This window comes from Mesorhizobium salmacidum (SeqCode), from assembly GCF_037179605.1.
Classification (GTDB): domain Bacteria; phylum Pseudomonadota; class Alphaproteobacteria; order Rhizobiales; family Rhizobiaceae; genus Mesorhizobium; species Mesorhizobium salmacidum.
Genome location: NZ_JAPYKS010000007.1, coordinates 134,226 through 147,755 on the forward strand (window position 1 = coordinate 134,226; position 13,530 = coordinate 147,755).

General features: G+C 63.0%; 9 protein-coding genes. 4 read left to right on the forward strand and 5 right to left on the reverse strand.

Going from position 1 to position 13,530, the window contains the following annotated elements; genetic code table 11:
* Positions 1–98: 98 nt before the first annotated feature.
* The 3 genes from O7A60_RS11795 to O7A60_RS11805 all read right to left on the reverse strand — a co-directional run bounded on the left by O7A60_RS11795 (position 99) and on the right by O7A60_RS11805 (position 5,054).
* Entirely contained in the window at positions 99–1,478 is a 1,380-nt protein-coding gene (locus tag O7A60_RS11795; RefSeq protein WP_337106409.1) for an aspartate aminotransferase family protein, read from the reverse strand.
* Between the two features lie 245 nt (positions 1,479–1,723).
* A complete protein-coding gene (locus tag O7A60_RS11800) occupies positions 1,724–3,793 on the reverse strand; it encodes a prolyl oligopeptidase family serine peptidase (RefSeq protein ID WP_337106410.1) in 2,070 nt (689 codons plus the stop codon).
* A gap of 100 nt (positions 3,794–3,893) precedes the next feature.
* Positions 3,894–5,054, reverse strand: a complete 1,161-nt coding sequence (locus O7A60_RS11805; protein WP_337106411.1) for an MFS transporter — start codon at positions 5,052–5,054, stop codon at positions 3,894–3,896.
* Between the two features lie 409 nt (positions 5,055–5,463).
* Between O7A60_RS11805 and O7A60_RS11810 the strand changes: the two genes are divergently transcribed.
* From O7A60_RS11810 to O7A60_RS11825, 4 genes are all read left to right on the forward strand, one after another.
* Positions 5,464–7,041, forward strand: coding sequence for a trimethylamine methyltransferase family protein (locus O7A60_RS11810; RefSeq protein ID WP_337106412.1), 1,578 nt, complete (start codon positions 5,464–5,466; stop codon positions 7,039–7,041).
* A gap of 137 nt (positions 7,042–7,178) precedes the next feature.
* A complete protein-coding gene (locus O7A60_RS11815) occupies positions 7,179–7,664 on the forward strand; it encodes an endonuclease domain-containing protein (RefSeq protein WP_337106413.1) in 486 nt (161 codons plus the stop codon).
* A complete protein-coding gene (locus tag O7A60_RS11820) occupies positions 7,661–10,231 on the forward strand; it encodes a GcvT family protein (protein ID WP_337106414.1) in 2,571 nt (856 codons plus the stop codon). The genes O7A60_RS11815 and O7A60_RS11820 overlap by 4 nt, the downstream gene beginning before the upstream one ends.
* Before the next feature lie 9 nt (positions 10,232–10,240).
* Complete coding sequence (locus tag O7A60_RS11825) at positions 10,241–11,596, forward strand: M24 family metallopeptidase (RefSeq protein WP_337106415.1); 1,356 nt, start codon at positions 10,241–10,243, stop codon at positions 11,594–11,596.
* Here the strand turns inward: O7A60_RS11825 and O7A60_RS11830 are convergent.
* Together O7A60_RS11830 and O7A60_RS11835 are read right to left on the reverse strand one after the other, a co-directional pair.
* Positions 11,561–12,388, reverse strand: coding sequence for a phosphate/phosphite/phosphonate ABC transporter substrate-binding protein (locus O7A60_RS11830; protein WP_337106416.1), 828 nt, complete (start codon positions 12,386–12,388; stop codon positions 11,561–11,563). The genes O7A60_RS11825 and O7A60_RS11830 overlap by 36 nt on opposite strands.
* 94 nt (positions 12,389–12,482) lie before the next feature.
* Positions 12,483–13,493, reverse strand: a complete 1,011-nt coding sequence (locus O7A60_RS11835) for a fatty acid desaturase (RefSeq protein WP_337106417.1) — start codon at positions 13,491–13,493, stop codon at positions 12,483–12,485.
* Positions 13,494–13,530: the final 37 nt, after the last annotated feature.

Sequence of the window (13,530 nt, forward strand, 5' to 3'; positions counted from 1 at the left end):
CAGCGCGGCACTGATCGACCGTTCGGCCGCGACGCCGTTGAAAAGCGACGACGTGCGGCCAGAAGAGAGCGCCCGATCAACGGACGCCCGGTTCCGTTTTACCGCTTGCGCAGGTCCGCCTGCGCCAGGTCGAGCGCCTTGCCGATGCGCTCGCAGGCCATGTCGATGGTGTCGCGGGTCCAGATCAGCGGCGGCGACAGGATCATCGTGTCGCCGGTGGCGCGCAGCATCATGCCATTGGCGATTGCATGATCGCGCACCGTCACCGCGGCACTTCCCGACGGCAGGAAGCGTTCCTTCGTCGCCTTGTCCTTGACGATCTCGATCGCACCCATCAGGCCGATCGAACGCACCTCGCCGACCAGATCATGCCCGGCGATACGCTCCTGCAAAGCCTTGGCGAAATACGGTCCGGTGTTGTTCCTGACGCGATCGACCAGGCCTTCCTGTTCGATAATCTCGAGGTTCTTCAGCGCCACGGCGCAGGCCACTGGGTGCCCCGAATAGGTGTAGCCGTGGTTGAACTCGCCGCCCTTCTCGACCAGCGTCGAGGCAATGCGATCGCCAACCAGCAGCGCCGAGAGCGGCTGATAGCCCGATGTCAGCGCCTTGGCCGTGGTGATCGTATCCGGTTCGATGCCGAAGGTCTGGGCCGCGAACCACTCACCTGTCCGGCCATAGCCGGTGATGACCTCGTCCAGCATCAAAAGCACGTCGTATTTGCGGCAGATGCGCTGCACTTCGGGCCAGTAGCTCGCCGGCGGGATCTTGACGCCGCCCGCCCCCATCACCGGCTCGCCGATGAAAGCCGCGACCTTGTCGGCGCCAGCCTCGATGATGGCATCCTCGACGGATTTTGCCGCGCGCAGGCCGAAATCGTGATCGCTTTCGCCAGGCAGAGCCAGCTCATAAGCATAGGGCATCATCACATGGACGATATTGGGCACCGCGCCGTTGAGCTGCTTGTGCATGGCATCCATGCCGCCGAGCGAAGTGCCGGCGATGGTCGAACCGTGATAGGCCATCTTGCGCGAGATGACGCGGTTCTTCTCCGGCTTGCCTTCCAGCACCCAATAGTGGCGCACAAGGCGCAACGCGGTGTCGTTGGCCTCCGAACCGGACGAGCCGTAAAAAACCTGGTTGACGTTGCGTGGCGCGATCTCGGCCAGCTTTTTCGACAACAGCACCGGCGTCGGCGTCGAACATTTGAAGAAGGAATTGTAGTAAGGTAATTCCTTCATCTGGGCATAGGCGGCCTCGGCCAGTTCGTCACGGCCGTAGCCGATATTGACGCACCACAGGCCGGCCATGCCGTCCAGCAGTTCCGTCCCTTCGGAATCGTAGATGAACGGGCCCTTGGCGTGGGTGATGACGCGCGCGCCGGCCTCACGCAGCTCCTTATGGTCGGTGAAAGGATGCAAGTGATGCGCGGCGTCGATCTGCTGAAGCTGCTTCAGCGAATAATTCTGATAGGTCATTGATTTGATCTTTCCTCTGAAATCATTCCGGCGTTGCCGGGGCGAATTCGTCAGAGGACGGCAGGTGGCGAATAACCAATACGGGCGCACAGCCGCAAAAGCTCGGCGCGCAGCGTGCGTGACGATGGCGTCACCGCGACCCGGAATGCGCGAGCTGATAATCTAGCGAGAGCCATGAAGGCACCTTAGAGCAAAGGGCGGTCGAGGTGAACCACCCTTTGCTCAAGTGGCGCCATGGCATGATGTCAGGCTTCGCCGCTCAGCGCCCGCTGCAGGAACACATACTTCATCGCCGTCTGCGCCGCCTGCGGCCGTCGGTCGCCGCGCCCGCCATGACCGCCTTCGGTCTCCTCGAAGAACAGCGTCTTGCCGTGTCCGGCTTCCTGCAGGCGGGCCGCCATCTTGCGCGCATGGCCCGGATGGACCCGGTCGTCCGCGGTCGAGGTGGTCAGCAGCACCGGGGGATAGGCGGCATCCGCCTTGACATGCTGGTAGGGTGAATAGGCGGAAAGCCATTTGGCGTCTTCAGGCTTTGACGGATCGCCATATTCGGCCATCCACGAAGCGCCCGGCGGCAGTTCGGTGTAGCGCAGCATGTCGAGCAGCGGCACCTCAATGATGACGGCGCCGAAAAGCTCGGGATGCTGCGTCAGGGAGGCGCCCGTCAGCAAGCCGCCATTGGAGCCGCCCTGGATGCCAAGCGAGGCAGGCGTTGCGATGCCACGCCTAACGACATCCTCAGCCACCGCGGCAAAGTCGTCGAAGCCGGTCTGGCGCTTGCCTTTCAGCGCCGCCTGGTGCCAAGCCGGGCCGAATTCGCCACCGCCCCGAATACACGCTTGCACATAGGCATTGCCCTTCTCCAGCCACAGCCTGCCGCGCACGCCGGCATAGCCGGGCAACAGCGGCACTTCGAAACCGCCATAACCGTAGAGCAGCGTCGGCACCGGCCCATTCTGGTCGCGCCGCCTGACGACGAAGTAAGGGATCATCGTGCCATCTTTCGAGCGCGCCTCGAACTGTTCCGAGACAAGCGGCGAGGCATCGAAGCGCGCCGGCTGCGACTTCACGGTGGCGAGCGTCTCGCCACCGTCATCGGACCAGATGATCGAACTCGGCGTCAGGAAATCGGTGAAGGAGAAGGAGACGGTGGAGCCGAAATGCTCGGCATGGCTGATGCCGACAGTGCCGTTTTCGGGCAGCGCGACAGGTTTCAGCGACCAGGCGTCGTCCCTACGCTCGCAAACGAGAACCTTGCCACGCACATTGTCCATCAGGTTGATGAACAGGCGGTCCTGCGTGCGGCTGATACCGGCGATCGAGACGCGATATGCCGGCGCCAGCAACGTCTCGATCGGACCAAAACTGCCGGTTTCGATCCAATACGCGAAATCGATCGAATAAAGCCCGTCCGGCTGGCATGCGGTGCCGTCCGGCGCCGTCCATGGCGCCCGCACTCCAAACACCAGTTGATCCCTAAAGAGCGCGGTGTCGGTGACGTCGTCGGGCAGGGGGATGCGGCGGTTCTCTCCCGAAGGGAGGCGCAGGAAACTGTGCGACGCGAAGAAGTTGAGTGTCCGCGCCAGAAACAGGTGACGCTTCTCGCCATCGAACTCGACCCCGGCGCCAACGGCAAGATCCTCGGTCTTTCCCTCGAAGATCGGCGTCGCCTCTTCCAGCCTCGTGCCGCGCTTCCAGAGCTTGACCACGCGTGGATATCCGGACTCGGTCTTGTCGGCCTCTTCGAATGCGGCCGAGACGATCACCGTATCCTCGTCCAGCCAGCCGAAGCCCGATTTCGAGGCCGGCGCCTGAAAACCGTCTTCGACGAAGGATTTGGCCGCGATGTCGAACTCGCGCATCGCGCTGGCGTCACCGCCATCGGGCGACATCGAGACCAGGCAGCGATTGAAATCGGGGTAGAGCCTGACAGCGCCGCCGAACACCCACTTTATCCCCTCCTTCGCCGCCAGTTGATCGAAGTCGATGATCGTCTCCCAGTCGGGCTTGTCGGTTTTGTAGGAAGCTATCGTCGTGCGCCGCCACAGGCCGAGCGCATTGTTCTTGTCCTGCCAGAAATTGTAGACATGGCCAGCGATTGCCGCGCCAACCGCGATATTGTCCTCGGCCGTCATCAGGTCGAGTGCCGTCTGGAAGGAAACCTGGTAGGATGGATCGCCCTGCAATTCCGCCACCGTGACCTCGTTCTGGCTATGCACCCAGTCGAGCGACTGTTTGCTGGTCCTGTCTTCCAGCCAGAGAAAGGGATCGCCGGCCTTCTGAGAGGGCTGGGCTTTGGTCGTCGAAAAGGTCATGCAGGTCTCCGGGGGATTCTGGGCGGCCTTGCCTACATCGCGTTGGCGGCGCCGACATTCAAGATGCGATATGGTCTTTTGCGGTCCGCATCACATTGCTTCACAGCACCCGCCGGCGGATGATCGTCGCCAAGGCCAGCGTAGCGCAGATCGCACCAAGCGTGACCGGCAGGCCGACCGCGCCAAACACATCCATCACCCCGCCGGTAAGCGGCGGGACCAGAATGCCGCCGACGCCCCACATCAGGGAGAATGCCGCATTGCCGGCAACCAGCGCCGAGCCGGTAAAGCGCTCGCCAAGCTCGATGATCGACATCGTGTAGATACCGTAGGACACCGCGCCCCAGACGAAGACGCTGGGCCAGATCAGCGGGGTATCGATCAGCACCGGCAGCAGCGCACAACCCAACAGCGTCAGCGAGACGCAGATGAAGCGCACCAGGCGGGCCGTCAGCCGCTCGGCCAGCAGGCCAAGCGGCACCTGCATGGCAATGTTGCCGGCAATCATGACCGACAGCAGCGCGGACATGCGAGCCTCCGCGATGCCATGATACGTGCCATAGACAGGCAGCAGCGCCAGCACCGCCTGCTCGAAGCCGGCGGCCACGACCACCGCCGACAGAAGCAGCCAGGCGAGAGGCATGAAACCCATCACCGAAACCTGATGCCCTGCCTCGTCCACCCTGGGCAGCCGCGGCAGAACCGATGCCAGGCAGAAGCCGCAGAGCACGAAGGCGCCAATGCCGACAAGGAACGGCGGCCAGCCTTCCGTGCCGACGGCAAGCAGGCAAAGCGGGCCGGTCGCGAAGCCAGCGGAAATGATCGTCGAATAGAGACCCATGATGCGGCCGCGCCGGGCCGGCGGTGCGAGCGCGATCACCCAGATCTCACTGAGCACATAGAGTGGGTTGGTCACTACGCCGATCAGGAAGCGCAGCGGAAACCAGAGATAGACGTTCTGCGTCCAGCCGATCAGCGCCAGCACGACAGCCGAGAGTGCGGCACAGGTGAGCGCCGTGCGCCCTGCCCCGAACCGCCTTGCCAGGCCAGGTATCAGTGGCGATGACAGGATGAAGCCGACAGGCGTCATTGCCGCCGACAGGCCGATCATCGCCGGCGAGACACCCTGGCGCTGCAGGATGAAGCTCAACAGCGGGTAGGACAGGCCCTGCGCGATGGCGAACACGGACACGGTTGCGATCACACCGGTGATCGCCGCCCACTGCATCGTCTCGTCGCTTCTCGTGTCCACCAAGTCCATGATCCATAATGCTGTCGTGGCTGCAGACTTAGCGGTTCGGTCAGACGTCTGTAAGCCCTGCGGCCCGAACGGACGCCCGGCTCCAGCCAGACCCTGTCAGGAGCCTCTGCGGCTGCCCGATCTAATAGACAGCGAAGGCTACCAGCAAAGCGTCGAGGGCGACAATCGCGGTGCCGGCTAACCTCCCTGCCGACAGGCCTCATTAGCTACGGGTTCGATCGGCGGAAAGAAAGGGCCGGCAAGCAAGATCCGCTTGCGCCAACGGATGGATGATCAAGGCGGATGTCGCGTCCACGCAACTGCCGTTCCGGCATGTCGCTTCCCTCGCCCTAGTGGTCGCCGCCTCCGCAATGGCCGGGCGGGCGCCGGTCCATTATGCCGCCCGTTATCGCATTCTACGAGGACCATCATGACCGCCGCCCTACAACCCTCAGAGCCGGCTTTGGCGCCCGACCGTGCCCGCCGGGGCGGTCGCGCCGGAAAGCGCGCCGGTGGCTCGGCCGCGTTCGAGCAGCCGGCTTTCCGCCAGCTGAAAAATCCGCTGACGCCGACCAAGCTGGTTTCCGAGGACGAGCTGGAATCGATCCACCTCGCTTCCTTGCGGGTGTTGCGCGAAATCGGTGTCGACGTTCTGCACGACGAAGCCCGCAGCATCATGAAGGCGCATGGCGCCGATGTGCGCGAGGGCTCGGAGCGCGTGCGCTTCGACAGCGACATGATCCTGGAGCTGGTGTCGAACTGCCCGTCCGAATTCACCATCCACGCCCGCAACCCTGCCCACAATGTGCGCTTTGGCGGCGACAATCTGATCATCTCGATGATGGCGTCGGCGCCCAATTGCTCCGACATCGATCGTGGCCGCCGGCCGGGCAACCAGCAGGATTATCGCAATTTCCTGCGGCTGGCCCAGATGCACAACATCCTGAATTGCACGGGCGGCTATCCGGTCGAGCCGACCGACATCCACCCGTCGGTGCGCCACCTCGAATGCATCCGCGACCTCGCCACGCTGACCGACAAGGTGTTCCACATCTATTCGCTCGGCAAGGAGCGCAATGTCGACGGCATCGAGATCACCCGCATCGCGCGCGGCATCAGCCATGAGCAGTTGCTCACGGAGCCATCCGTCTTCACCATCATCAACACCAATTCGCCGCTCAAGCTCGACGTGCCGATGATGGAAGGCATCATCCAGATGTCGAGCAAGGGCCAGGTCGTCATCGTCACGCCCTTCACCCTGTCGGGGGCGATGGCGCCCGTCACCATCGCCGGCGCGCTGGTGCAGCAGAATGCCGAAGCACTGTCCGGCATTGCCTTCGCCCAGATGGTCAGGAAGGGCGCGCCGGTCGGCTATGGCGGCTTCACCTCCAATGTCGACATGAAGTCCGGTTCACCGGCTTTCGGCACGCCCGAATACATGAAGGCGCAGCTGGTCGGTGGCCAGCTTGCCCGCCGCTACAACATTCCCTACCGCACCTCCAACACCTGCGCCGCCAACACGGTCGACGCGCAGGCCGCCTATGAAAGCGTGTTCTCGCTGTGGGGCGCGGTCCAGAGCGGCGGCAATCTGATGATGCATGCCGCCGGCTGGCTCGAGGGCGGTCTGCGCTGCTCCTACGAGAAGACCATTCTGGATATCGACCTCTTGCAGATGGTGGCCGAATTCCTGACCCCGCTAGACCTCTCCGAAGAGGCGCTCGGCTTCGATGCCATCCAGTCGGTCGGCCCCGGCGGCCATTTCTTCGGTACCCAGCACACACAGGACCGTTACAAGACCGCCTTCTATTCGCCGGTCCTCTCGGACTGGCGCAATTTCGAGACCTGGGCGGAAGCCGGATCGCCGACGGCGCTGGAAAAGGCCAACAAGGTCTGGAAGGAGCGGCTGGCGTCCTATGACGAGCCTTACATGGATCCCGCCATCCGCGAGGAGCTCAACGCCTTCGTCCAGAAGCGCACGGCCGAAGGCGGCGCGCCGACCGACTTTTGACCTGTATTGATTTGATGAATAGTCGACCCCCACTCCGTCGAGCTTCGCTCCCCACCTCTCCTCCGATCGGCGGGGGAGAGGAAAGGCGCGAGCTTAGGCCGTCTGGCGCCCTTCCTCTCCCTCCGGAGGGGGGAGAGGTGGCGCTGCGAAGCAGCGACGGAGTGGGGGAAGGCGCTCCCAGAACGCGCAGCCGCCGCAATGCTGGCACAACGCAGCGAGCGCGAAAGCTCCGCCAAGCGGGCAACCAAGCAGAGGCATTGCCTTGGCTTGAACTGAAAGCGCGCAAACTTGGCGGTCATCGCTTTACCCGTCAGCTCTCCATCGGCCCCTTCTACGCAGACTTCGCATGCCGCGAAAATCGGCTCGTCATCGAGGTCGATGGATCCCAGCACGCCGACAGTCCCTATGACCGCCGCCGCGACGATTTTATGCGCGCGCAGGGCTACTTGATCCTGCGTGTCTGGAGCCACGATGTCCTGAAACATCGTACTTCCGTCTGTGAGACCATCCTTGCCGCGCTTGATGGCAGGCTCTCCGAAAACATTGCTGCATCCGACCTGAACTTTGGTTTCACGCCCCATTCATTCGATTCAATCTCTTCAAAAACGGATCTATCTTCATGAAATCCCATGTAAAAGCGGTTGTCATCGGCGGCGGCGTCGTCGGCTGCTCGGTGCTCTATCATCTGGCCAAGGCCGGCTGGACCGACATCATGCTGATCGAGCGCTCGGAGCTCACCTCGGGCTCATCCTGGCACGCGGCCGGCGGCTTCCATACGCTGAACGGCGACCCGAACGTCGCCAAGCTGCAGGCCTATACGGTCCAGCTATACAAGGAAATCGAGGAGATCTCGGGCCAATCCTGCTCGCTGCACCTGACAGGCGGCGTGATGTTGGCCGATACGCCCGAGCGCATGGACTTCCTGCGCCTGGCCCACGCCAAGGGCCGCTATCTCGGCATGGACACCGAACTGATCACGCCGTCCGAAGCCAAGGCGATGTTCCCGCTGATGGACGAGACCAATTTCGTCGGCGCCATGTGGGATCCGGTTGAAGGCCATCTCGACCCCTCCGGCACCACCATCGCCTATTCCAAGGCGGCGAAAAAACTCGGCGCCGAAATCGTGCTGCGCAACCGCGTGGTCGACCTGACGCAGCAGCCGGACGGCACCTGGAATGTCGTCACCGAACAGGGCACGGTTCACGCCGAGCATGTCGTCAACTGCGGCGGCCTGTGGGCGCGCGAGATCGCCCGCATGGTCGGCGTCGAGCTGCCGGTGCTGGCCATGGAGCACATGTATCTGCTTACCGAACCGATGCCGGAGGTTGAGGAGTTCAACAAGTCGACCGGCCGCGAAATGATCGGCGTGCTCGACTTCAAGGGCGAGATCTACACCCGCCAGGAGCGCAACGGCATCCTGCTCGGTACCTATGAAAAGGCCTGCAAGCCGTGGTCGCCGGTCAACACGCCGTGGGATTTCGGCCATGAACTGCTGCCGCCCGACCTCGACCGCATCGCACCGTCGCTGGAAATCGGCTTCAAGCATTTCCCCGGCATCGAGAAGGCCGGCATCAAGCAGATCATCAACGGCCCCTTCACCTTCGCGCTCGACGGCAACCCGCTGGTCGGCCCGGTTCAGGGACTGACCAATTTCTGGTGTGCCTGCGCCGTGATGGCCGGTTTCAGCCAGGGCGGCGGCGTTGGTCTCGCTCTGTCCAACTGGATGGTCCACGGCGACCCGGGCTTCGACGTCTGGGGCATGGATGTCGCCCGCTTCGGCGAATGGGCCGGCCTGCGCTATACCAACGCCAAGGTGCGCGAAAACTATTCGCGCCGCTTCTCGATCCGCTTCCCCAACGAAGAACTGCCGGCCGCCCGCCCGGCGCAGACGACGCCGCTCTACGATACCATGCTCGCCAACAATGCCGTCATGGGTGATTCGTGGGGCCTCGAAACCCCGCTCTGGTTCGCGCCCAAGGGCAAGGAGCCGAAAGACGTCGTCTCCTTCCACCGCTCCAACGATTTTGGGCCGATCGGCGAGGAAGTGCGCGCCACGCGCGAGCGCGTCGGCGTCACCGAGATCGCCAACTTCGCCAAATACGAAGTGTCGGGACCGGGTGCGGAAGAGTTCCTCAACCGGCTGATGACCAACCGCATGCCAAAGGCCGGCCGCATCGTGCTGACGCCGATGATCAACGAGTTCGGCAAGCTGATCGGCGACTTCACCATCGCCAAGGCCGGCGAGGACCGCTTCATGATCTGGGGTTCGTCGGCGGCGCAGAAGTACCACATGCGCTGGTTCGAAAAGCACCTGCCCAAGGACGGATCGGTGCGCATCCACCGTTTCGACCAGACACTGGTCGGCCTCTCCATCGCCGGTCCGAAATCCCGCGACCTCTTGCAGAAACTGGTCGATGTCGACATTTCGACCAAGGCCTTCCGGTTCATGGATTTCCGTGAGATGGCGGTCGGCGGCGCGCCCTGCCTGGTCAACCGCATCACCTACACCGGCGACCTCGGCTATGAGATCTGGATGGCGCCAGCCTATGAGCGCCTCGTCTATAAGGCAATCAAGGATGCCGGCGAAGAATTCGGCGTCGTCGATTTCGGCATGCGCGCCTTGCTGTCGATGCGTCTGGAAAAGAACTTCCCGACCTGGTTCCGCGAGCTACGGCCGATCTACGGGCCCTTGGAAGGCTCGATGGACCGCTTCATCAAGCTCGAGAAGAACGACTTCATCGGCCGTGAAGCGGCCGCCAAGGAACAGGCGGAAGGGCCAAAACTGCGCCGCGTCTCCTTCATCGTCGATGCAGCGGACGCCGACGTAATGGGCGACGAGCCGATCTGGGCCAAGGTCAGCAAGGATTATGGCACGGTGGAAAAGCCACATGGCTACGGTGCGCCGCGCTTCGACACATCAGGCCAGGAAATACGCGGTTCAAAGGCCGCCGAAGGCGCGTCCGCCGTGCGCGGCATCGTCGATGGCGACTGGCGTGTGGTCGGCTGGGTAACGTCGGGCGGCTATGCGCATTACGTGCAGAAGTCGATGGCACAAGGCTATGTGCCGGCAGCCCTCGCCGAGGATGAAAGTGCCGGACTGTTCGAGATCGAGATTCTTGGATCCCGCCGCCCGGCCCGCATCAATGTCGAAGCGCCTTTCGACCCCAGCGGCGAGAAGATGCGAACCTGAGGTTTCGTCATGGATAGCGGGGCGCCAAAGGGAAGCTTCGGCCGCCACCGCAAGATCATGCCGTTTGTATCAGGCTCGATCGAAGCGTTGCGCGAAGCCTCCCGCGAGAAGGCGGCTTCGCTCAACCAGCATGTGCTGGGCTATGGTGCACAAGCTGAAGCGGAATGGGCGGCGGCAGGTATTGCCGCGCCCGACCTGTCGGCGATGCGAAAATACCGGCTCGAGCGCATCCGTGCCGAGCTGAGGCGCCGCGGCTACGCCGGCGCCTTGCTCTACGATCCCGTCAACATCCGCTACGCGACCGACTCTACCAATATGCAGCTCTGGGTCGCGCACAACCCGACGCGGCATTGCTTCGTCGCCACCGCCGGGCCGGTGGTGCTGTTCGACTACTTTTCCTGCGAGCACCTGTCAGACCATTCCGGCATCGTCGACGAAGTGCGGCCGGCGGTGTCGTGGATGTATCTCTACAGCGGCGAACTGACCGAGCAAAAAGTCCGCCGCTGGGCCACCGGTATCGCCGATCTGGTCAGGGAGCACGGCGGCGGCAACAGCCGCATCGCCGTCGACCACATCAACCCGGAAGGCGTCGAGGAACTGGCGCGCTTTGGTGTTTCAATCGGCAATGGCGAAGCGGTAATGGAGAACGCCCGCTTGTTAAAATCGCCGGACGAAATCCTCGCCATGCGCCGCGCAATCGTCGCTTGCGAGGCGGCCATGGGCGAGATGGAACATGCGCTCAAGCCCGGTATCTCCGAAAACGAATTGTGGGCCGAACTCCATCGCGGCAACATCGCGCGCGGCGGCGAATGGATCGAAACGCGGCTGCTGACGTCGGGACCGCGCACCAATCCGTGGTTCCAGGAATGTTCGTCGCGGAACATCGAGACGGGCGACCTCGTCGCCTTCGACACCGACCTGATCGGCCCCTACGGCTTCTGCGCCGATCTCTCGCGCACCTGGCTGTGCGGCGATACAAAGCCGACCAACGAACAGCGCGACCTGTTCCGCATCGCAGCCGACCAGATCGAACACAACATCGCGTTGATGCAGCCCGGCGTCTCGTTCCGCGACCTTGTCGAACGCTCAGCCATCCCGCCGGGAGACTGCTTCCCGACCCGCTACGGCGTGCTCTACCACGGCGTTGGACTGGCCGACGAATATCCAACCTTGCCACATGCCAGTGACTGGACGCCAGACACGCCCGATGGCGTGCTTGAACCAGGCATGGTGCTGTGCGTGGAAAGCTATATCGGCCGGCTGGGCGGCCGCGAAGGTGTCAAGATCGAGGAGCAGATCCTGATCACCGAAACCGGCAACGAGAAGCTTTCAACCTACCCGTTGGATGCGAGGCTGCTCGGCTAGTCCGGCAAGCGCTTCGCGCATCGAGTGCACGGTCTTTTCCGGCGTCGTCCTGGCAGTGATGTAAGGCAGGCCTTTGCGTCGTGCCGTCCAGCCGACGATCACGACCTTGCGCGCCGCCGGCTCGAAACGCTGCGCCAGCGTCCAGCTTTCGCAGTCGATCGCCGCGATATCCGCTCTGCCTTCGGCGACCGCCACGATCGAGTCGCGATGGCCGCCGCTTTCGCCGCTCGATGAAAATATGTCCAGGTTTTCGCCGGCCGCTTCAAGGTCGCGCGTCAGCGCGATGATGCCCGACATGGAATCGAGGCTGTTGAAGGTAAAGCGCCTGTCTCGGATGAGATCGAGCGGCAGCAAGGCCTTGCCGTCGGCGGGCGACCGAACCTCCGGTCCCTCGCCTGCCCGCATAACCAGCGCGCTCGAATAGAGTTCGCCCTGTCCGCCCTCATAGGCGTCATAGCTTGGCTGGCCAACCACCTGCACATGCCGGGACAGGCCGAGTTCCATCGGCCCCCAGCAGGCCTGCGCGAACAACAGTGCCGGATGCAGCCAGAGCTTATGGGAATCGAGTTCGTCCGGCGGCAGCGTCGCCGGATCGGGCGAGATGAGGTTGCCTTCGTCATCCCAAATGCCGCCCGACACGATCGGCAGGTCGCCATTGCGGCGCACGATGGATTGCGGTGCATCGATATCCTTCCGCCGGAAGGCATCGCGCAACGACGTCCATTGCGCATCGACTTCCCCACGCATTTCGGGCCAGTCGTACATTGGCAAAGCCGCAATCAATTCGCTCATGCCGATATCAAACCACGAAGTCCGGAGAAAGGATCGCAAAAACGCGGCGCCCAATCAGAATTGGCCGACACGGTATCCACGCTATCCGCGGATGCTATTCCTTGGGCGGCTCGGCCGGGACCGGCACCGTGCCAAGCCCATTGATGTTGCGCGCCCTGACACGCGGCTTGAACGCCCTGCCCGGCTCGGGCGCGCGCCGCAGAACCGGGTGCACGATCGGCTCCTTGGCCTTGAAGGCATAGGCTTTGACCAGCGCGAAATAGTTCGGGTAGGCATAGCCATTGTTCATCCGCAGCCAATCCTCGCGCCGGTCACGAAACAGCTTCGGTAGCCGGTACCAGGCGATGGTCGGGCTCTTGTGATGGACAAAGTGCAGATTGTTGTTGAGGAACAGGAACGACAGCGGCGAGCGCTCGACAATCACCGTGCGGCCTTCCGGATGCTCCGACCACTGATGCTCGGCATAGGTGCGGATCGAGATCAGCGACTGGCCGAGCCAGACCGGCACCAGCACATAGAGCCAAACCGGCATGCCGAACCCGAACTCTACGACCGGCAGCACCACGACAAGGCCGATCGCATGCAGCAGCCAGGCCTTGCGGATCGCCTTGTCTCCGGCGATCGCCTGCTTGGCGTCATCGATGAAGAAGCCGATGCAGGACAGCCATGGTCCAAGCACGAGGCGACCGGCCATGGTGTTGTTGATCTTCAGTACGAATTTCATCAGCGGCGGCAATTCTTCGTGATGCCACAGAGCCTTATAGTAGCTCTCGGGATCGTCCAGCGGATCGGTCAGCCGCTCGTCCGCATGGTGGCGCAGATGAATGGTCTTGAAGCGGCGGAACGGCCAGGCAAGGCCGATCGGCAGGAAGACGAAGGCTTCGTTGACGAGGGCGTTGCGGGTCGGGTGACCGTGCAGCACTTCATGCATGATCGAGGACTGCAGAGCCAGTGTAACGGCCATAACGACAAGAGCCAGGATGGGATAGGATGGCCAGAGGAAGAGACCGGCGGCGAACCATGTGCCGTAGCAAAAGAATGCGAGAACCACGGTCGGCCATTCGATGGCCGGTCTGCTGCTTCGCCGAATGCTCTTGCCAGTCATGCTATCGACCACTGTCCCTCAGTCGCCGGAACCCCAA

What these genes read in the sequence shown, in the direction of transcription:
- O7A60_RS11795 (WP_337106409.1), bottom strand. Translation starts at nt 1,478, where the DNA reads ATGACCTATCAGAATTATTCGCTGAAGCAGCTTCAGCAGATCGACGCC.
- O7A60_RS11800 (WP_337106410.1), bottom strand. Translation starts at nt 3,793, where the DNA reads ATGACCTTTTCGACGACCAAAGCCCAGCCCTCTCAGAAGGCCGGCGAT.
- O7A60_RS11805 (WP_337106411.1), bottom strand. Translation starts at nt 5,054, where the DNA reads ATGGACTTGGTGGACACGAGAAGCGACGAGACGATGCAGTGGGCGGCG.
- O7A60_RS11810 (WP_337106412.1), top strand. Translation starts at nt 5,464, where the DNA reads ATGACCGCCGCCCTACAACCCTCAGAGCCGGCTTTGGCGCCCGACCGT.
- O7A60_RS11820 (WP_337106414.1), top strand. Translation starts at nt 7,661, where the DNA reads ATGAAATCCCATGTAAAAGCGGTTGTCATCGGCGGCGGCGTCGTCGGC.
- O7A60_RS11825 (WP_337106415.1), top strand. Translation starts at nt 10,241, where the DNA reads ATGGATAGCGGGGCGCCAAAGGGAAGCTTCGGCCGCCACCGCAAGATC.
- O7A60_RS11830 (WP_337106416.1), bottom strand. Translation starts at nt 12,388, where the DNA reads ATGAGCGAATTGATTGCGGCTTTGCCAATGTACGACTGGCCCGAAATG.
- O7A60_RS11835 (WP_337106417.1), bottom strand. Translation starts at nt 13,493, where the DNA reads ATGACTGGCAAGAGCATTCGGCGAAGCAGCAGACCGGCCATCGAATGG.